We start from the raw sequence: 20267 nt of genomic DNA on the forward strand, positions 1-20267 counted from the left end.
TAAGACTTTACACTCTGAGAGGCAGTCTTCAGTGCCCATTCTTTCACGTTTATTTGTTCACCCGGTCAAATCCATGCGCGGCCTGCAGGTTTCATACTCGCTGGTGACAGCAACCGGCCTGGCGTTCGATCGCCAGTTTATGATTACCGATCCGCAAGGCATGTTCATTACAGCCCGCCAGTATCCGAACCTCGTTCTGTTCACGCCGGTTTTGTTGCCCGATGGTCTGATGATCTCCGCGCCCGAAGGCGAAAGCATCACAGTCAAATTTCGTGATTTCGCAGGCGTTCACTCGCCGACGGAAGTCTGGGGCAATCAGTTTACCTCACTCATCGCGCCGGAACCCGTAAATCGCTGGTTAAGTGGCTATTTAAAGCGTGACGTTCAACTGCGCTGGGTTGGCGATGAACCGACGCGCCGGGTAAAAAAACATCCGGAAGTGCCGCTGTCGTTTGCTGACGGATTCCCGTATCTGCTGATCAATGAAGCCTCAATGCAGGATTTACAGCGCCGCTGTCCGGGCGGTGTCAGGATTGAGCAATTCAGGCCGAACATCGTGGTCAGCGGCGCACAAGCCTATGCCGAAGACAGTTGGCAGACGATCCGCATCGGGGAAGTGATTTTCGATCTGGTGAAACCTTGCAGCCGCTGTATTTTTACCACAGTCAGTATCGAAAAAGGTCGCAAACATCCGCGTGGCGAACCGTTGAAAACATTGCAGGGCTATCGTACCGCCAGCGACGGCGATGTCGATTTCGGTCAGAACATGATTGCCCGCAACAGCGGCGTGATCCGCGCAGGCGACAGCGTTCAGGTGCTGGCAACCAGGCCACCACGGCCTTACTGCGCGGGCGATATCATTGAAAATGTGGAAGCGCCAAAAAGCACCGCGCAGGACGTCCGCATTAATTATCAGGGAACGCAGTTTACCGGCAACAATCAGCAGATTTTGCTCGAGCAGCTGGAATTGCAGGGATTACGTATCCCCTATTCCTGTCGTGCAGGAATTTGTGGCGCGTGCAGGATGATATTGAAAGAAGGAAAAGTGGCACCGCTGAAAGAGAGTGCAGTGGGAAAAGATGGAACGATATTAGCGTGTAGTTGTATTCCGGCTACGGATATCGTGCTCGGCTAGAGGTGTATTTAATGAGGATCAGGCAGGAAACTAAACTGCCTGATCGTAAACATCATCCCTGTCAACGCGGAATGCTGCTGGCATTAGCCGGTCATGCATCACTTTAATAGCATCCCCCAGCACCATGCCGCGCCCTGCGACCGTCAGCCGTTCCTGCGCCAGCAGGCACAGACTGGCATTATCACCGGATTCCACCACCAGTAATGTCGCCTGTTCACCGCTTTCCATCACCTGCACCTGAGCAAGCTGACCATTAGCAGGCTGGAAAGGACGCATCTGCTGACTGAAATGCCAGCTCTTCGGCATCAGCGGTTTTAAAAAACGATAAGCGACTAAGGCATTCAGAACTAATTCAGCGCGTTGTTCAGCTGCGAGACGAATATGTTTGCACTGTTCTTCAAAATCAAAATACAGCGCCGCATCATCGACACAAAATGACATATTTCCGAAAGCATCAGGAGTTAACATTTTGGCGGGAAAACGGGAACGGAAAATCATGCCATTGGCGAGGTCCAGCATAAGCCGGTCATGTTCTGTATCAAAATACCAACGCCAATTATCATCTGGTTTAATTTTCATTTCGTCATCCTGTTTACCCTCATGCCCTCTGCCTGACTTCATTACCGGCTAATCTGTAAGAATAGATTTTTCAGTAACGAAACGATATCAGACAAATCCTGAGCCTGAATTACGGCCAGTGGACAAAATATAGACGAGCCGGGTTAATAAATAAACCCCTGACTCGTCTTCAGGATGAAAAATATTAGATATGGGTAACAATATCTTTGATCAGACCCGGACCTTTAAAGATAAAGCCGGAATAGATTTGAATTAAGGAAGCGCCTGCGGCCATTTTCTCACGGGCCGCCGTTAATGAATCAATACCGCCAACACCAATAACCGGCAGACGCCCTTGTAATTCATGAGAGAGCATGCGGATAATTTCTGTGCTGCGCAGCTGCAACGGGCGCCCGCTCAGACCACCAACCTGTTCGCAATAATTTAGCCCCTGAACCAGTTTACGATCGAGTGTGGTATTGGTCGCAATCACGCCATCCATATTATGGCGCACTAAACTGTCGGCTATTTGGATCAATTCTTCCTCAGAAAGATCCGGTGCGATCTTCACCGCAACAGGCACATATTTCTGATGGCGTTGCTGTAACTCAAGCTGCTTATTCTTAATCGCTGCCAGCAAATCATCCAGCGCTTCACCGTATTGCAGTGAACGTAATCCCGGCGTGTTAGGTGATGAAATATTCACCGCGATATAACCGGCGTACGGATATACTTTTTCCATACAGGTCAGATAATCGTCTGCGCCGTGCTCAACAGGCGTATCTTTATTCTTGCCAATATTAATCCCCAGAATGCCGCCAAAATGTGATTTTTTGACATTATTCACCAGATTATCCACGCCATGGTTATTGAAACCCATGCGGTTAATCAGGCCTTCAGCTTCCACAATACGGAATAAACGCGGCTTATCATTACCGGCCTGCGCACGCGGGGTCACAGTACCGACTTCAATAAATCCAAAGCCCATTGCGCCCAGCGCATCAATACATTCGCCGTCTTTATCCAGGCCTGCGGCCAGTCCCAAAGGGTTCTTAAAGGATAATCCCATGCAGTTTACCGGTTTGGTGGGCACTGACTGGCGGATCAAGAATTCAAACGGGGTGCCGGAAATGCGGCTCAACTGACGAAAGGTTAACTCGTGGGCGCGCTCTGGATCGAGCTGAAACAGTGCTTTCCTGACAAGAGGATAATACATGGAGACTCCTGGATTCCCGGTGGCTAGACGGGGCGGTATTATCGACTAAGCGCCGCTTAATTGGAAACGATAACCGGTATATTGGCCGAATAATTGCTTCGCTGCGCAAACGATTACTTTTTTGTTACCTTTAATTCACTTTTATTTCCTTTCCCCCCATCGCCCCGCAGCACACCCGACACGTGCTTTATCTGTTTTGAAACTTTCCATAGCCAAAATTGAGATTTCCGCTGCGCCGCCTCTGCCTGCTAGGTTTACCTCACTTCGTTAAGAAAAATGATAGTTCTATAACAGATTGTTATAAGGAATAAGCAAATGCGTGTAGTGACTCTGGCAGGCAGTCCGCGACAACCCTCCCGCTCCTCTTCCCTGCTGGCACTCAGCCACCAGTGGCTGGCGAGCCGTGGCGTTGAAGTCTTTACCTACAATATTCAGGATTTTTCAGCAGACGATCTGCTTTTCGCTAATTTTGGCAGCCCGCAACTCAAGCAACTGAATGCTGAACTGGCGAGTGCGGATGGCCTGATCGTCGCCACACCAGTGTATAAGGCGTCTTTTTCCGGCGCACTGAAAACCCTGCTCGATTTACTGCCAGAACGCGCGCTCGACCATAAAGTGGTGTTGCCACTGGCTACAGCCGGATCTATCGGCCATATGCTGGCCGTCGATTACGCCCTAAAACCGGTACTCGCCTCGCTGAAAGCACAGGAAGTTTTGCAGGGCGTTTTCGCAGATGACAGCCTGATCACCGATTATCAGACGTTCCCTGCGAAGCTGGCCCCCGCACTGGAAGAGCGTTTGATCGAATCTCTGGAAAACTTCTACCTGGCGCTGAGCCGCCGCCGTCCGCAGCTTCCGTCTGTTGCATCCCTTTCTGCGCAAGCACTGCGTGTCTGACTTTAAAAGGAATTAATCATGCCTGCTTCTTTCTCTTTATTACGCCGTATCCCGGTTGTGGCCAGCCTGCTGACCAGCCTTTTCCTGAGCGGCACCGCAACGGCTCAGGAAAAGGATCCGGCGCAATTACGTATTGCCTATCAGAAAGGATCTGTCGGACTGGTGCTGGCGAAATCACACCAGTTACTGGAAAAACGTTTCCCGGACACAAAAATAAGCTGGGTAGAATTCCCTGCCGGGCCGCAAATTCTTGAAGCGCTGAACGTCGGAAGTATTGATCTGGGCGGTACCGGTGATTTGCCGCCGTTGTTCGCGCAGGCAGCGGGGGCAGATTTGTTGTATATCGGCTCTGAACCCCCGAAACCGAAAGCAGAAGTGATTCTGGTCGACAGTAACAGTCCGATCAAAACCGTCGCAGATCTCAAAGGTCATAAAGTCGCTTTCCAGAAAGGCTCCAGTTCGCACAACCTGCTGTTGCGTGCCCTGCAACAGGCGGGCCTGAAATTCAGCGATATCCAGCCGGTCTATCTGACCCCTGCCGATGCACGGGCCGCATTCCAGCAACATGATGTGGATGCCTGGGCTATCTGGGATCCGTATTATTCGGCCGCGCAAGTTCAGGGTGATGTGCGCGTTCTGACCGACGGCTCGACGCTCCACCAGACGGGCTCCTTCTATCTGGCACCGAAAAAATACACCGAGGCCAATCCTCAGTTCATCAGTCAGGTTCTGGAAGTGTTAACGCAGGCGAATGCGCTGACCAAAACTGACCGTGAACAAAGTATCAAACTGCTTTCTCAGTCGATGGGGTTACCGGAAAAAGTGGTCGCCTCTTATCTGGATCATCTGCCGGATATGCCTATCACGCCGGTCAGTGCGGAAACAGAAAAGCGCCAGCAGCAAACCGCCGATTTGTTCTATCAGAACCATATTTTGCCAAAGCCGGTTGAAATTAAAGACCGCATCTGGAAACCAGCCGTACAAGCTAACTGAACATCCATTTAGCCGCCGCTGAGCGGTAACGAATCGCACACTTTGAGAGGAACACAACGATGAGTCTGAACGTATTCTGGTTTTTACCTACCCACGGCGACGGCCGCTATTTAGGCACAGAAGAAGGTGCCCGCGTGGTCGATCACGGCTACCTTCAGCAGATCGCGCAAGCGGCTGACCGTTTAGGTTTTGGCGGCGTGCTACTGCCAACGGGTCGTTCATGCGAGGACTCATGGCTGGTAGCGGCTTCCCTGATTTCTGTCACACAACGTCTGAAATTCCTGGTGGCGCTGCGTCCCGGCATTATTTCTCCGACACTGGCAGCCCGTCAGGCAGCAACACTCGACCGGCTTTCCGGCGGTCGTGCACTGTTTAATCTGGTGACCGGTGGCGATCCGGCTGAACTGGCGGCTGAAGGTTTACACCTCAATCATAAAGAACGTTATGAAGCGTCGGCGGAATTTACGCGTATCTGGCGTCGTGTTCTGGAAGGCGAAACCGTCGATTACGAAGGCAAACACATTCAGGTCAAAGGCGCGAGCCTGATGCATCCACCGGTTCAATACCCCCGCCCGCCGCTGTATTTCGGTGGTTCTTCCGACGAAGCGCAGGATCTCGCCGCCGAGCAGGTGGAACTTTATCTGACCTGGGGCGAACCTCCGGCGTTAGTGAAAGAGAAAATTGAACAGGTGCGTGCCAAAGCTGCCGCACAAGGCCGCACCGTGCGTTTCGGCATTCGTCTGCACGTGATTGTGCGTGAAACCAACGAGGAAGCCTGGCGTGCTGCCGACAAACTTATCGCCAACGTGGATGATGAAACTATTCAACGCGCGCAGGCGGCTTTCGCTAAAACCGACTCTGTCGGCCAGCATCGTATGGCGGCATTGCACGGCGGCGACCGCAACAAGCTGGAAATCAGCCCGAATCTCTGGGCCGGCATTGGTCTGGTACGCACCGGAGCCGGGACAGCGCTGGTGGGCGATGGCCCGACCGTCGCCGCGCGTATGCAGGAATATGCTGATCTGGGCATTGATACCTTTATTTTCTCCGGCTATCCGCATCTGGAAGAAGCGTACCGCGTCAGCGAACTGCTGTTCCCGCATCTGGAACTGGCGAAACCGGAAGATGACAATACTGTGAAGAAAGCCATTTTGCCACGTGGCGAGCTGGTCGCTCATGACTTTGCGACCAAACGCACCGCCAGTCAGCACTGAGGAGAATACCGATGACAACGACACAACGCTGGCTGAACCGCGCTGCTCCCTGGGTAGTGCCGGTGGTTCTGATCGGTGGCTGGCAGCTGGCTGTCGAAGCGGGCTGGTTATCCAACCGCATTCTGCCCGCTCCCAGCGCAGTGGTGGAAGCCTTCTGGACACTGGCGAAGAGTGGCGAGCTGTGGCAGAACCTGAAAATCAGTACCTTCCGCGCTCTGATTGGTTTCGCTATCGGCGGCAGTCTCGGCTTGCTTCTCGGCTTTATTACCGGGCTTTCCCGCTGGGGCGAACGTCTGCTCGACAGTTCTCTGCAAATGCTACGAAACATTCCGCATCTGGCGCTGATCCCGCTGGTGATCCTGTGGTTCGGCATTGATGAATCCGCCAAGATCTTCCTGGTGGCGCTGGGAACGTTGTTCCCGATTTATCTCAACACTTACCACGGCATCCGCAATATCGACCGCGGTCTGCTTGAAATGTCACGCAGTTACGGGCTTTCCGGTTTCCCGCTGTTTATTCAGGTGGTATTACCGGGCGCGTTGCCATCAATTATGGTCGGCGTACGATTTGCGCTGGGGTTCATGTGGCTGACGTTGATTGTGGCCGAAACCATTTCCGCCAACTCCGGGATTGGTTATCTGGCGATGAATGCCCGCGAGTTTTTACAAACTGACGTCGTGGTTGTCGCCATCGTGCTTTACGCCATTCTTGGCAAACTGGCCGATGTCCTTGCCCGCCTGCTGGAAAGTGTCTGGCTGCGCTGGCACCCTGCATATCAGAAAAAACAAGGAGATGCCGCATGAACGCCCCCGCACGTATTCCGCAAGGCACGCCGGTGACATTGTCCGGCATCACCAAAAAATACGGTAACCGCGCCGTGCTGAACGATATCAATCTGCGCATTCCGCCCGGCCAGTTTGTAGCCGTCGTCGGGCGCAGCGGTTGTGGCAAAAGTACCCTGCTGCGTTTGCTGGCCGGGCTGGAAAAAACCACTCAGGGCGAACTGCTCAGCGCCAGCGCACCGCTGAGTCAGGTGCGCGAAGATACGCGTCTCATGTTTCAGGATGACCGCCTGCTGCCGTGGAAAAAGGTGATTGATAACGTGGGATTGGGCCTGAAAGGCCAGTGGCGTGAAGCCGCACAAGCTGCACTGGAAGAAGTCGGGCTGGCAGATCGTGCCGACGACTGGCCGTCAGCATTATCCGGCGGACAGAAACAACGCGTGGCACTGGCGCGTGCATTAATCCACCGCCCTCGCCTGCTGTTACTGGATGAACCGCTGGGCGCACTGGATGCCCTGACGCGCATCGAGATGCAAAGCCTGATCGAGCGTTTGTGGCAGCAGCATGATTTCACCGTGCTGCTGGTGACGCACGATGTCAGTGAAGCGGTGACCGTCGCTGACCGTGTGATCCTTATCGATCAGGGGCAGATTGGCATGGATTTAACGGTTGATTTGCCACGTCCGCGTCGTAAAGGTTCTGCGCGACTGGCGGAGCTGGAAGCCGAAGTGCTGGAACGCGTGCTGACGCCACAGCCTCCACACACGGTGGCGCAGGAAGCAAAACGCGCGCAAAACTGATCTCTCTGTTCAGCGAATACAAAACGAAAAAAGGGCGATGTTTCCATCGCCCTTTTGCTTTGCGGTTAATTGCGATTACGCATCTAACGCTTTGGTAATTTTCTCGAACAAATCACCGGACAGATTTTCCAGCCCTTTCAGCTGTTGCAGCGCCTGACGCATCAGCGCCTGACGGTTCTGGTCATAGCGTTTCAGGCGGATCAACGGCTCGATCATACGCGCCGCTACCTGCGGGTTACGGGTGTTAAGATCGGTGAGCATTTCAGTCAGGAACTGATAACCGCTGCCATCTGCGGCATGGAATGCAGAAGGATTGGCAGACGCAAAAGCACCGATTAATGAACGGACCCGGTTCGGGTTGCCCATGCTGAATGAACGGTGGTTCAGCAGTGAACGGACTTTCTGCAATACATCGGCTGCCGGGCTGGTCGCCTGCTGGATAAACCATTTATCCATCACCAGACCGTCGTGATGCCAGCGCTCATCGTAAGCCGCCATCAGGGATTCACGGCAAGGCAGTTGCGCGGAAACCGCCGCAGACATCGCCGCCAGAGAATCCGTCATGTTATCAGCCTGCTCAAACTGCGCTCTGACAAGTTGATCTGCCAGCGTCACATCGGCAAAGGCCAGATAATGCAGGCAGGTGTTACGCAGCGAACGTTTACCGATATCTTCATGCACGACACGGTATGCAGGCAGACGGTTAGCGTTGTAAACCGCCAGGAATTCATCCGCCATTTCGGTTGCCAGACAACGGGTGATCGCATCGTGAACAGCGCTGATCGCTTCAGGATCGATAATATCGAACAGTTCAGCAATTTCATTTTCAGACGGCAGAGTCAGAATCTGCGCCGCCAGCGCCGGATCAATATTCTCATCCAGCAATACCGCGCGGAACGCATCTGCCACATGCAACGGCAGGGACAATGGCAGTTTCTGCTGATGACGAGCTACGTTCAGTTTGATGTAAATTGCCAGCAGGCTTTGTGCCGCATCCCAGCGGGCGAAATCATTACGCGCGTACTTCATCAGGAAAGTCAGCTGATGATCGCCCCATTTGTAATCGAGTTTCACCGGTGCGGAGAATTCACGTAGTAAGGAAGGCACCGGCGGATATTCCACGTCGTCAAACACAAACGTCTGCTCAGCTTCAGTCACGTTCAGCACGTTACTGACCGTCTTACCCTGTTGTTTCAGCGCAATCACATTGCCCTGCGGGTCATACAGTTCAATATCCAGCGGGATATGCAGTGGCAGCTTTTCAGTCTGATCAGGCGTCGGCGGGGTTTTCTGGCTGACAGTCAGGGTGTATTGCTGTTTTTCCACGTCATAGTCGTCGCGCACGGTCAGCACTGGTGTACCAGACTGGCTGTACCAGCGACGGAACAGAGAAAGATCGACGTTTGAGGCATCTTCCATCGCCTGTACAAAATCGTCACAGGTTGCCGCGCTGCCATCATGACGCTCGAAATACAGCTGCATGCCAGCCTGGAATTTCTCTTCCCCCAGCAAAGTGTGCAGCATGCGAATAACTTCTGAACCTTTCTCGTACACCGTCAGGGTGTAGAAGTTATTCATTTCAATGACTTTTTCCGGACGGATCGGGTGCGCCATCGGGCTGGCATCTTCAGAGAACTGCGCACCACGCATGACACGTACGTTATCGATGCGGTTAACTGAACGCGAGCCCAGATCAGAGCTGAATTCCTGATCGCGGAATACGGTCAGGCCTTCTTTCAGGCTCAGCTGGAACCAGTCGCGGCAGGTCACGCGGTTGCCGGTCCAGTTATGGAAGTATTCATGGCCGATCACCGCTTCGATACCGAGGTAATCTTTATCGGTGGCGGTTTCGGCTTTCGCCAGCACGTATTTGGAGTTAAAGACATTCAGGCCTTTGTTCTCCATCGCGCCCATGTTGAAGAAATCAACGGCGACAATCATAAAGATGTCGAGGTCGTATTCCAGATTAAAACGGGTTTCGTCCCATTTCATGGACTGCTTCAGGGATTCCATCGCCCAGCCTGCACGATCCAGATTGCCACGATCGACAAACAGTTCGAGCGCTACATCCCGGCCGGAACGGGTTTTGAAGGAATCGCGCAACACATCAAAATCACCCGCGACCAGCGCAAACAGGTAGCAAGGTTTCGGGAACGGGTCCTGCCATTTGATCCAGTGTTTGCCGCCTTCCAGCTCACCCTGATCAATACGGTTACCGTTTGACAGCAAATAAGGATAGCGGGCTTTATCCGCCACAATGCGGGTCGTGAAACGCGCCAGCACATCCGGACGATCCAGATAATACGTAATATGGCGGAAACCCTCGGCTTCACACTGCGTACAAAGCGCTTCACCGGAAAGATACAATCCTTCGAGCGCAGTGTTTTTTGCCGGATGAATTTCATTAACAATCGCCAGTTCAAAGGCTTCCGGCACACCGGTAATTTCCAGTGCGCCTTCTTTTAACTGATATTTTGGCCAGTCCTGGCCGTTAACCTTCAGGCTAATAAGGGTCAGGTCTTCGCCGTTGAGCACCAGCGGCGCGCCCTCTGCGCCCTGTCGTTTAATCTGACTGACCGCAGTCACAAGGGTCTTCTGTGCATCAAGCTCGAAATTAAGGTCAATGTCCGTGATGGTATAGTCCGGCGCACGATAATCGTGGCGGAACTTGGCTTGTGGCAGTTGAGTCATAAAAAACCTTTTGACGTGTTGGTGGTTAGTAGTGATGGCGATATTGATTGATGAAGCAGGTTTTGCAAGTCAGCGAATCGCTGCACAGCACACCGGACGACCTTCATACTTTTTATCTTTAAACTCTACCACAGGCATCAGGAAATCCCAGATTGTTGCCAGTTTGTGAGTGCGTATGCGCACCTTTCAACCAAAACACAGAAATTTCTGTAAAACAGCGGGTTTGGCGCATCCGGCAAAAACACAACCGTCACGGACAGCTTGTCGTATGGCTTCATGGTATTCACATACTGGTCGTGATGCGGGTGATCGGTATTTGGGGCAAAAAAAACCTGAATCACTCTCGAAAACATCAGTTCGTTTACTATCGTGAACAAACGTAGCGAAATGAACATAAGAAAACCGGGGTTTAATCGCCCCCAATTTTTTCTTCCTTAATGTCAGATTGATTAAATTTATGTAATCAATTCGTGCTTTTTTTACGCCGGAAAATCGCCAGCTTGCCCATATTTCCTACATTTAAGCACATTTAGACCTCGACCATTCCCCGACAATTATGATGTGATGAGGGTTCTTTGACGGGATAATACGGTATACTTCACAGACTTTGCTGTTTTATCCAGAACGTTTTTTTTACGGAACGGTTGTTTGTGTTCAAACACTCAGTTTCTGACGAGGATGCTGTAAACGCGCTATGACTCCATACGCCTCCCCGATTTTGACTTCGCTGTTAGATACCGATGCCTACAAGCTTCATATGCAGCAAGCAGTCTACCATCGCTACCACAACATCAGCGTCGTGGCAGAGTTCCGTTGCCGTGGTGATGAACTGCTGGGCGAATACGCCAGCGAGGTCCGCCAGCAAATCCAGATGATGAGTCAACTGGCGCTGACGGACGACGAGTTCACCTACCTTTCCGGGCTGCCGTTCTTCACGCAAGATTACCTGAACTGGCTAAAAACCTTCCGCTACAATCCTGAACATGTAATGGTTTCCGATCGCAACGGACATTTGCATGTGCGCATCGAGGGCCCGTGGCGTGAAGTGATTATGTGGGAAGTGCCGCTGCTCGCGGTCATCAGTGAAGTTGTCCATCGCCAGCGTTCTCCACAAGTGACGGCGCAAATGGCAGTGGAGCACCTGCGTAAAAATCTCGCCAGTTTTAAAGAACAGGCCGCAGATATCGATCTCGGTGCCTTCCGTCTGATGGATTTCGGTACCCGTCGTCGTTTCTCCGGTGAAGTTCAGGAAGCCATCGTCAGCACACTGAAAAATGAATTCCCTTATCTGGTCGGCACCAGTAACTACGATTTAGCGCATAAATTGCAGCTGGCACCGGTCGGCACGCAAGCCCACGAATGGTTCCAGGCACATCAGCAAATCAGCCCGGTTCTGGCTAACAGCCAGCGCGCGGCGTTGCAGGCCTGGCTGGACGAATATCCGGATCAGCTGGGGATCGCTCTCACTGACTGCATTACGATGGATGCTTTCCTGCGTGATTTCGGCAGCAAATTCGCCAATGCCTATCAGGGACTGCGCCATGATTCCGGGGATCCGTTTGAATGGGGTGAGAAAGCGATAACGCATTATCATGCGCTGGATATCGACCCGATGACCAAAACGCTGGTCTTTTCCGACAATCTGGATCTGGACAAAGCGTTACACCTGTATCGCCATTTCCATCAACGGGTGAATCTGATATTCGGGATTGGTACGCGTCTGACATGTAATATTCCGGGCGTGAAGCCGCTGAATATTGTCATTAAATTGGTACAGTGCAATGGCAAACCTGTCGCGAAACTCTCTGACAGCCCAGGCAAAACGATTTGCCAGGACAAAGCTTTTGTTAAAGCCCTGCGCAAAGCTTTCGATCTGCCGCTGGTGAAAAAAGCGTCCTGACTCTCCCTAAAGTGCCGGAAATCAATCCGGCGCTTTATTCAGATTTTCTTTCCTTTATATAGTTGCGATCTAATTCTGCTCGGCTTTTATTCACTCTCTCAATATTTCCCCACAACTCTCTTCATTCGCGCCACAATTCTTGTCCGCTGACGACGATTTCTGCTTGTGTCCTGAGAAAGCCTAAGTAACATAGCAAAATCCCTATTTACAGGGTGTCCAATATTTCTTAGTCAACATATATAAAGAAAGAGAGAAATCTATGAGCGTTGTGCCTGTAGTCGACGTACTGCAAGGCCGTGCTGCGGTTGACAGTGAAGTCACCGTACGCGGTTGGGTACGTACCCGGAGAGATTCTAAAGCTGGTATCTCATTCGTCGCCGTTTATGACGGCTCCTGCTTTAATCCTTTACAGGCCGTCATCAATAATTCTCTGCCCAATTATCAGGAAGACGTATTGCGTCTGACGACGGGTTGTTCAGTAGAAGTGACCGGTATTGTTGTCGCCTCACCTGGCGAAGGCCAGAGTTTTGAGCTGCAGGCAACGACCGTCAACGTTGTTGGCTGGGTGGATGACCCTGATACTTATCCGATGGCGGCAAAACGCCACAGCATCGAATACCTGCGTGAAGTGGCTCACCTTCGCCCGCGCACCAATCTGATTGGTGCTGTCGCCCGTGTGCGCAACACCCTCTCTCAGGCCATTCACCGTTTCTATCATGAAAACGGGTATTTCTGGGTGTCCACACCGCTGATCACTGCCTCCGATACTGAAGGCGCGGGTGAGATGTTCCGCGTATCGACACTGGATCTGCAAAATCTGCCGCGTACAGACAAAGGCGAAATCGACTTCAGCGAAGATTTCTTCGGCAAAGAAGCGTTCCTGACGGTTTCCGGCCAGCTGAACGGCGAAACGTATGCCTGTGCGCTGTCTAAGGTTTACACCTTCGGTCCGACTTTCCGTGCAGAGAATTCCAACACCAGCCGTCACCTTGCGGAATTCTGGATGGTAGAACCGGAAGTCGCATTTGCGACACTGGATGACATCGCAGCACTGGCTGAAAACATGCTTAAATATGTTTTCAAAGCCGTTTTAGACGAACGCGCAGACGATATGGCCTTTTTTGCTGACCGTGTAGACAAAGATGCTGTTGCACGCCTTGAGCGATTTGTAACATCCGATTTCGCCCAGGTAGACTACACCGATGCAGTAGAAATATTAATGAATTGTGATCAGAAATTCGAAAACCCGGTTTCATGGGGTGTCGACCTTTCTTCTGAGCATGAACGTTATCTCGCGGAACAGCATTTCAAAGCGCCGGTGGTGGTTAAAAACTATCCGAAAGATATCAAAGCCTTCTACATGCGTATGAATGACGATGGTAAAACCGTCGCGGCAATGGATGTTCTGGCACCGGGCATTGGTGAGATTATCGGTGGCTCTCAGCGTGAGGAACGTCTGGACGTACTGGACGCCCGTATGGCTGAAATGGGGCTAAATAAAGAAGATTATTGGTGGTATCGCGATCTTCGTCGTTACGGCACAGTCCCGCATTCAGGCTTCGGCCTTGGCTTTGAACGTTTAGTCGCCTATGTGACCGGTGTTCAAAACGTTCGTGACGTGATCCCGTTCCCACGTACACCACGTAGTGCAACCTTCTAATTAATTAAACTATTTTTAATTAACATAATAGTTACAAAACTAAGGCCAGCTTTGCTGGCCTTAGTCATTTTCAAAGATAGATCCCTGTCACAAAGTTCCGTAAAATACACATTTTGAAATACATTCTTTCCTGCTGAAACATATTTAGTAATTTAGTAGCATTTTCGCTGTGGATTAAGCTCACCACGGATGGAATAGTGCGTTCAGACACAGGAGACACCAAACTTTCGTGAATAGTTCCGTAAAGAATTATTTAGGCAGTGGCAGGTGTCCAAATAAAACCAATGAGGGTAATAATAATGATGAAGCGCAATATTCTTGCAGTGGTAATCCCTGCTCTGTTAGTTGCTGGTGCAGCTAATGCAGCTGAGATCTATAACAAAGATGGCAACAAACTGGATCTGTACGGTAAAGTTGACGCACGTCACACCTTCTCTGACAATGCTGGCGACGATGGCGACCAGACCTATGTCCGTTTCGGCTTCAAAGGCGAAACTCAAATTACTGACCAACTGACCGGTTACGGCCAGTGGGAATACAACGTTCAGGCTAACCATGCAGAAAGTGCTGGCGATGAAGGCAACAAAACTCGTCTGGGCTTCGCAGGTCTGAAATTTGGTGATGCAGGTTCTTTCGACTACGGTCGTAACTACGGCGTAATCTACGACGTAATGTCCTACACCGACCAATTGCCAATCTATGGCGATGACACCATGTACCAGAACAACGACAACTTCATGGTTGGTCGTGCTAACGGTGTGGCAACTTACCGTAACAGCAACTTCTTCGGTCTGGTTGATGGCCTGAGCTTCGCTGTACAGTACCAGGGCAAAAACGACGAAGGTCGTGATGGTCGTGGCGCAGTTGATTCCAATGGCGACGGCTGGGGTACTTCTGCCGCTTACGCTATCGGCAACTCAGGTGTTAGCATTACTGGTGCTTACTTCTCTTCTAACCGTACTGTTACTCAGAAACAAGACGGCACTGGCGACAAAGCTGACGCATACGCATTCGGCGCTAAATACGACGCTAACAACCTGTACCTGGCAACCTTCTACGGTGAATCACGTAACACCACCGATTACGGTAACCCGGATGCAATTGCTAACAAAACTCAGAACTTCGAAGTTGTTGCTCAGTACCAGTTCGATTTCGGTCTGCGCCCATCTATCGCATACCTGCAGTCTAAAGGTAAGAGCCTGAACGGTTTCACCAACAACGGTTCTACCTACGCTGGCGGCGATGCTGACCTGGTTAAATATGTAGAAGTTGGTACTTACTACTACTTCAACAAAAACATGTCTACCTATGTTGACTACAAAATCAACCTGCTGGACGACAACAGCTACACCAAAGCAGCGGGTCGCAGCACTGACGACATCGTGGGTGTTGGTCTGCAATACCAGTTCTAATATCACTTAACGATGCGCTTACGGGCGCATCAAAGTGGATATCAAGGCAGAGCTTCGGCTCTGCCTTTTGCATTTCTGAGTCTTGAAAATACCGCTTTTCCACCCTCGCCTATAAAATATTTTAATCTCCCACGCCTTCTCACAACTCTGTTTTCTTTTTGCCGCAAACGGTTGGCAAAAGGGGGCGCTGGCGTTACCCTGATGACCTCTTTCGTAATATCAGGCTATGGAATTTTCCGACATGTTTGAAAAAATCACTGCAGCACCTGCTGACCCTATCCTGGGTCTTACCGATCTTTTCCGCGCTGACGACCGCTCTAATAAAATCAATCTGGGGATTGGTGTTTATAAAGACGAAACAGGTAAAACGCCGGTTCTGGCCAGCGTGAAAAAAGCCGAACAGTTCCTGTTGGAAAATGAAACCACTAAAACCTATCTGAGTATCGACGGGTTGCCTGATTTTGCCCGTTGTACACAGGAACTGCTGTTTGGCAAAGACAGCACGGTTATTGCTGATAAACGGGCACGCACCGCACAGACTCCGGGCGGCACCGGCGCTTTGCGTATCGCAGCGGATTTCATCGCTACACAAACCAGCGCCAGACGCGTGTGGGTCAGTAATCCGAGCTGGCCGAACCATAAAGGTGTGTTCTCTGCTTCCGGTCTGGAAGTTGTGGAATACAATTACTATGACGCTGCAAATCACAGCCTTGATTTCGATGGCATGCTGAAAAGCCTGAGCGAAGCGAAAGCAGGCGACGTGGTGCTGTTCCATGGCTGCTGTCACAATCCAACCGGTATCGATCCTACAGAAGAACAATGGGCACAGCTGGCAGAATTGTCGGTGAGCAACGGCTGGTTACCGTTGTTCGACTTCGCCTATCAGGGCTTTGCAAAAGGTCTGGAAGAAGATGCGGCGGGTCTGCGCCTGTTCGTGGCAAAACATAAGGAATTGCTGGTCGCCAGTTCTTACTCGAAGAACTTCGGCTTATACAATGAACGCGTAGGTGCTTGTACGTTAGTCGCAGCCGATGAAGAAACTGCCGGTCGCGCTTTCAGCCAAATGAAATCGGTTATCCGTGCAAACTACTCCAACCCGCCGTCACACGGTGCTGCGGTTGTAGCCACCATACTGGGTAACGAAGCTTTGCGCACGCTGTGGGAGCAGGAACTAAGCGATATGCGCCTGCGTATCCATCGTATGCGCCAGCTATTCGTCAGCACCTTGCAGGAAAAAGGCGCTCAACAGGATTTCAGCTTTATTATTAACCAGAACGGGATGTTCTCTTTCAGCGGCCTGACTAAAGATCAGGTATTGCGTTTACGTGATGAATTCGGCGTGTACGCGGTGAACTCCGGCCGTATCAACGTTGCCGGCATCACGCTCGAAAATATGGCACCGCTGTGTGAAGCCATCGTCGCCGTACTGTAAAAGATAAGCAGTGTTGCTCAATTAAAAAAGCCCGTCAGGTATCCTGACGGGCTTTTTGTTTTTTGCTGATAAACATCAAACATAATTACCAGACCGGCATTTCATCCTGCAGGAACGGGTTCGTTTTACGCTCATAACCAAAGTCTGACATCGGGCCATGACCGGGAATAAAGACCATGTCATCGCCGAGCGGTAATAATTTCGTTTTGATGGAATGAATCAGCGCCTGATGGTCACCACGCGGGAAATCACTGCGGCCTACGCCACCCTTGAAAATCACATCACCAGAAACGGCAATTCGCGCTTTATCATTGATGAAGACAATATGCCCCGGCGTATGGCCTGGACAATGCAACACGGATAAGATTTCTTCACCAACACTCACTGAATCCCCTTCTTCCAGCCAGGTATCCGGCGTCAGCGGGTCACAATGGTCGAGGCCAAACATCTGGCTTTGGGTCGGTAACGCATCCAGCAGGAATTCATCTTCTTTTTGTGGTCCGATAACCGGTACCTGATAGTGCGCAGCCAGTTCTGCTGCGGCACCAACGTGATCAAGATGTCCGTGAGTCAGCAAAATTTGCGTAACCAATACACCTTTGGCAGAAACTTCCTGGATGATCCTGGCGGCTTCACCGCCCGGATCAACAATGGCGGCCTGATTGGTTTTAGCACACCAAATCAGTGAGCAGTTTTGGCTGAACGCCGTGACGGTAATAAGATGGGTTTTCATAGAGCTCCACAAAATGGCCTGTACATTCCGGCAGGCCATTAATTACACACATCACCAGGTCCGTGCGGGACCGGTATCGATGTGCACAAAGTTACTTCGTGGATAATATCCTACACCACCCATCCGCATTTTTAATGCTGCTTTGCGGATATTGCTCAGTTCAATGCCCTGAATGTGGAAATCCATTGCCTGCCCAAGCGTGTGATAGCTGTGCTTCGCTACCCCGCTTCCGGGTTCACGCATGCTGTTGTTTGTCGCCAGTGAGCGGTAACCCGAAATCAGCTGGACTGGTTTATTCGTTCCGCCAAGCATCACCTGCAAACGATAGAGGTGATCGAACAACGCGGGATCGATAGATTTTACTTTTTCCGCACGATAGTCCCTGAACAGATGATTCAACCGGGCCAACTCATCCTTGTTGTAACGCTTTCCATCAAAAAACTCGGTTTTGAGGGTTTCGCCGGTATTGATATTGTTAACGACTAAAATACGCGGGCGAGGTGTGGAAAGAGTGGCGAATGCACGACCTGGAAGTAATGCAATCCCCATAGCGGCACTGCCTAATGCCAGCCATTTACGGCGATGTTTGTCGATTTCATTCATGAACAGTTTACTATCCGGTAAGAGAGTCAAAAATAAGCTCTGATCTGAGCCGTTTTGAACCTTAACTGCCAATTTTCTGCGAGTCAAGGGAACCCATATAAGCAAAACGAGCGTGCCAGTGGCTCACGCTCGTTCGATGGCCAAATACTCTGACCCTTATCAGATTAGTTTTACTGCATTTATTGAAGCAAAATTTCCGCCTGAGGCAGAATTTGTGCACCGGATCTCACCGTTGAATCATAATTGTAAATATCTGTTCTGAATTGCGGCTTACCGTCATCCGCGACCCATGCCGTCAGATAAAACAGTTTTACCGGTATATGATGGCGTATTGCCACATACGTGGTATTGCCGCCCTGCAATGCAGAAGATATTCGCGTGTCATTCCAGCCTGCATCCTGTAACAGCATATTGGCTAATTCAGAAGCCTTATTCACCCTCACACAGCCAGAACTCAGCGCACGAATGTCTTTGCTGAACAAGTTATGGTTTGGCGTGTCATGCAGATAAATAGCATCAGAACTCGGCATATTAAATTTATACCGCCCCAGAGAGTTGCTTACGCCCGGCGCCTGACGGATGCGATAGGGGAAATGGTTGGGTGATATCATTGCCCAGTCGATCATTGAAGGATCGATGACTTCAGCATCGTTACTCCAGCCAGACAATACCTGATAGCCATGTTGCTGGAAGTAACCGGGATTGTTCATGGCTTTAGGCACGATATCTTCACGCACTAACGTTGTGGGCACATTCCACGGTGGATTGACCACCACATTATTCAACGCACTGCTCATTAACGGCGTTTTACGGCTTGGACGACCGACAATTACCCGTGACGACAACACTTCATTGCCATTGAGATAATAGGTGAGCTGATAGTTTGGAATGTTCACCATGATTCCGGTGTTCACATTGCCTGGAAGAATGCGCAGACGCTGAATATTCAGCGCCAGCAAGGTAGCACGCAATTGCGGAGAGGCATTCAGCCACTGACGGGTACGTCCGCCAATAATACCGTCCGCTTCCAGCCCCTGCCATTTTTGAAAACGCTTAACAGCTTCCACTAAATCCGGTGTGTACTGATTATCAGCGACAGCCACTGGCGCGGGTGTCGCTGGCACTTCTGTCGACTGAACCGTTGGCAGGACATCTTGTACTGATGTTGCGGAAGGGCTGACAGCCGGGGTCGATTGCTGGGCCTTATCAGCGGTTTCATCAACAGACAGATCGTCATTTGCCGCGCTTCCCGGCGTGTTCGGAGCGATAGTTTCATCTGTCGGTTTAGCCACCTTATTCTCTTCAGGCGAGGCGACCATCATACCAGTTCGGGTCAGGATCTCCCGCAAGGCCGGGACATCGTCACTGATCTGGTCCGGACGCAAACTGGCTGATCCTGTCATCACGGGCCATGGTCGATTGTCCGTCAGCATGATTTTCAATGCATCATGCATTTTGGTGTAATAAGGGTGCTGTGGTGCGAGAGTCGACAAATAGTGTGACGTATTGCCCTGACGCACAGCCAGTTGCCACTGATTAATCACAGTCAGCGACGGCGTCGTCATTTTGTACGGTGTGGCGCTGTATAACCACTTATCTCCATTGGCTTCCACGCTGCTCGTAAACTGCAAATAGCCCAGCATTGCATCTGACAACACCACATCACGGGCCATGCCGGTAACTTGCGGATCCGTCAGCCATTTCACCCATTGCGTGAACTGAGGCTGGATCCCCGATATGGCCAGCTCGGCGAGTTGCTGCTGGAATAACTGAACTGTTTCACGATCGTTCCACATGGGCTGCATATGATTTGCAGCATAAAGCGATGACAGAGATGACAGATACAACGGCCTGATGCCCCTTGGCAATAACTCTGCCTGCAACTGGCTCATGCTCTGTACGCTTGATAGCGTGGTTTTTCCTAATGGCAGCGCGGGCACGGTAGCCCATGCAGCAAACCACGGCGAGAGACCGCTCGCCAGCAGACAGCTGGCGACTAAAAACCTGAGAGACCTTTGATTCATTAACATCTTCCCTTGCCTCCCGATAAGGTGCTCAATCTCATCCCCAAAATTGAGCCAACAGCTCTTGGAATAAGTATATAAAGAGAATTCTTTTTTTGCGTAGGAACTCAATGAAATAGAGCCCGCGTGTAACGTAAAGACTCTAAGCCAGCTGTCAGTTTAAATAAAGTCTTCCCTTACGTGTTTATGTGCTGTTTTCAGGCATTCGTCTATAAAT

At 51.1% G+C, this 20267-nt stretch carries 16 protein-coding genes; 10 read left to right on the top strand and 6 right to left on the bottom strand.

What is annotated here, in order from left to right:
- Positions 1 to 31 precede the first annotated feature (31 nt).
- Entirely contained in the window at positions 32 to 1135 is a 1104-nt protein-coding gene (locus DXU84_RS05675) for a YcbX family protein (RefSeq protein ID WP_013574865.1), read from the top strand.
- A gap of 30 nt (positions 1136 to 1165) precedes the next feature.
- On the opposite strand, the gene DXU84_RS05680 is transcribed toward DXU84_RS05675, so the two are convergent.
- Complete coding sequence (locus DXU84_RS05680; RefSeq protein ID WP_013574864.1) at positions 1166 to 1714, bottom strand: cell division protein ZapC; 549 nt, start codon at positions 1712 to 1714, stop codon at positions 1166 to 1168.
- Between the two features lie 184 nt (positions 1715 to 1898).
- On the bottom strand, positions 1899 to 2909 hold the full coding sequence (pyrD, locus tag DXU84_RS05685) for a quinone-dependent dihydroorotate dehydrogenase (RefSeq protein WP_013574863.1): 1011 nt from the start codon (positions 2907 to 2909) through the stop codon (positions 1899 to 1901).
- A gap of 315 nt (positions 2910 to 3224) precedes the next feature.
- Here pyrD and ssuE point away from each other — a divergent pair, with 315 nt between their 5' ends.
- From ssuE to ssuB, 5 genes are read left to right on the top strand one after another with little or no spacing between them, the layout of a single operon-like run.
- On the top strand, positions 3225 to 3806 hold the full coding sequence (ssuE, locus tag DXU84_RS05690) for an NADPH-dependent FMN reductase (protein WP_013574862.1): 582 nt from the start codon (positions 3225 to 3227) through the stop codon (positions 3804 to 3806).
- Positions 3807 to 3824: 18 nt separating this feature from the next.
- A complete protein-coding gene (locus tag DXU84_RS05695) occupies positions 3825 to 4799 on the top strand; it encodes a sulfonate ABC transporter substrate-binding protein (RefSeq protein WP_112151109.1) in 975 nt (324 codons plus the stop codon).
- A 59-nt stretch (positions 4800 to 4858) separates the two neighbouring features.
- Positions 4859 to 6013 carry an FMNH2-dependent alkanesulfonate monooxygenase gene (ssuD, locus tag DXU84_RS05700; RefSeq protein ID WP_037036006.1) on the top strand — a complete coding sequence of 385 codons (1155 nt, stop codon included), beginning with the start codon at positions 4859 to 4861 and terminating at the stop codon, positions 6011 to 6013.
- 11 nt (positions 6014 to 6024) lie between these two features.
- A complete protein-coding gene (ssuC, locus tag DXU84_RS05705; protein WP_013574859.1) occupies positions 6025 to 6816 on the top strand; it encodes an aliphatic sulfonate ABC transporter permease SsuC in 792 nt (263 codons plus the stop codon).
- Positions 6813 to 7595, top strand: a complete 783-nt coding sequence (gene ssuB, locus DXU84_RS05710) for an aliphatic sulfonates ABC transporter ATP-binding protein (RefSeq protein ID WP_013574858.1) — start codon at positions 6813 to 6815, stop codon at positions 7593 to 7595. Before ssuC ends, ssuB begins: the two co-directional genes overlap by 4 nt.
- Before the next feature lie 75 nt (positions 7596 to 7670).
- Here ssuB and pepN read toward each other — a convergent pair whose 3' ends face one another.
- Positions 7671 to 10286 carry an aminopeptidase N gene (gene pepN / locus DXU84_RS05715; protein ID WP_153375061.1) on the bottom strand — a complete coding sequence of 872 codons (2616 nt, stop codon included), beginning with the start codon at positions 10284 to 10286 and terminating at the stop codon, positions 7671 to 7673.
- Between the two features lie 694 nt (positions 10287 to 10980).
- Between pepN and pncB the strand changes: the two genes are divergently transcribed.
- The 4 genes from pncB (at position 10981) to DXU84_RS05735 (ending at position 16690) form a co-directional block, all read left to right on the top strand.
- A complete protein-coding gene (gene pncB, locus DXU84_RS05720; RefSeq protein WP_013574856.1) occupies positions 10981 to 12186 on the top strand; it encodes a nicotinate phosphoribosyltransferase in 1206 nt (401 codons plus the stop codon).
- Positions 12187 to 12445: 259 nt separating this feature from the next.
- Entirely contained in the window at positions 12446 to 13846 is a 1401-nt protein-coding gene (asnS, locus tag DXU84_RS05725) for an asparagine--tRNA ligase (RefSeq protein WP_013574855.1), read from the top strand.
- 299 nt (positions 13847 to 14145) lie between these two features.
- Positions 14146 to 15258, top strand: coding sequence for a porin OmpC (gene ompC, locus DXU84_RS05730; protein WP_013574854.1), 1113 nt, complete (start codon positions 14146 to 14148; stop codon positions 15256 to 15258).
- Between the two features lie 241 nt (positions 15259 to 15499).
- A complete protein-coding gene (locus tag DXU84_RS05735) occupies positions 15500 to 16690 on the top strand; it encodes an amino acid aminotransferase (protein ID WP_013574853.1) in 1191 nt (396 codons plus the stop codon).
- Between the two features lie 85 nt (positions 16691 to 16775).
- Here the strand turns inward: DXU84_RS05735 and DXU84_RS05740 are convergent, their stop codons facing one another.
- The 3 genes from DXU84_RS05740 to ldtD all read right to left on the bottom strand — a co-directional run bounded on the left by DXU84_RS05740 (position 16776) and on the right by ldtD (position 20056).
- Positions 16776 to 17423, bottom strand: coding sequence for an MBL fold metallo-hydrolase (locus tag DXU84_RS05740; RefSeq protein WP_013574852.1), 648 nt, complete (start codon positions 17421 to 17423; stop codon positions 16776 to 16778).
- 51 nt (positions 17424 to 17474) lie between these two features.
- Positions 17475 to 18026 carry a YcbK family protein gene (locus DXU84_RS05745; protein ID WP_013574851.1) on the bottom strand — a complete coding sequence of 184 codons (552 nt, stop codon included), beginning with the start codon at positions 18024 to 18026 and terminating at the stop codon, positions 17475 to 17477.
- A 179-nt stretch (positions 18027 to 18205) separates the two neighbouring features.
- The gene (gene ldtD / locus DXU84_RS05750; RefSeq protein ID WP_013574850.1) at positions 18206 to 20056 is read right to left on the bottom strand and encodes a L,D-transpeptidase; all 1851 of its coding nucleotides are present in this window, start codon (positions 20054 to 20056) and stop codon (positions 18206 to 18208) included.
- Positions 20057 to 20267: the final 211 nt, after the last annotated feature.

It is taken from the genome of Rahnella sp. RcJ3, assembly GCF_009498575.1.
Classification (GTDB): Bacteria; Pseudomonadota; Gammaproteobacteria; order Enterobacterales; family Enterobacteriaceae; genus Rahnella; species Rahnella aceris.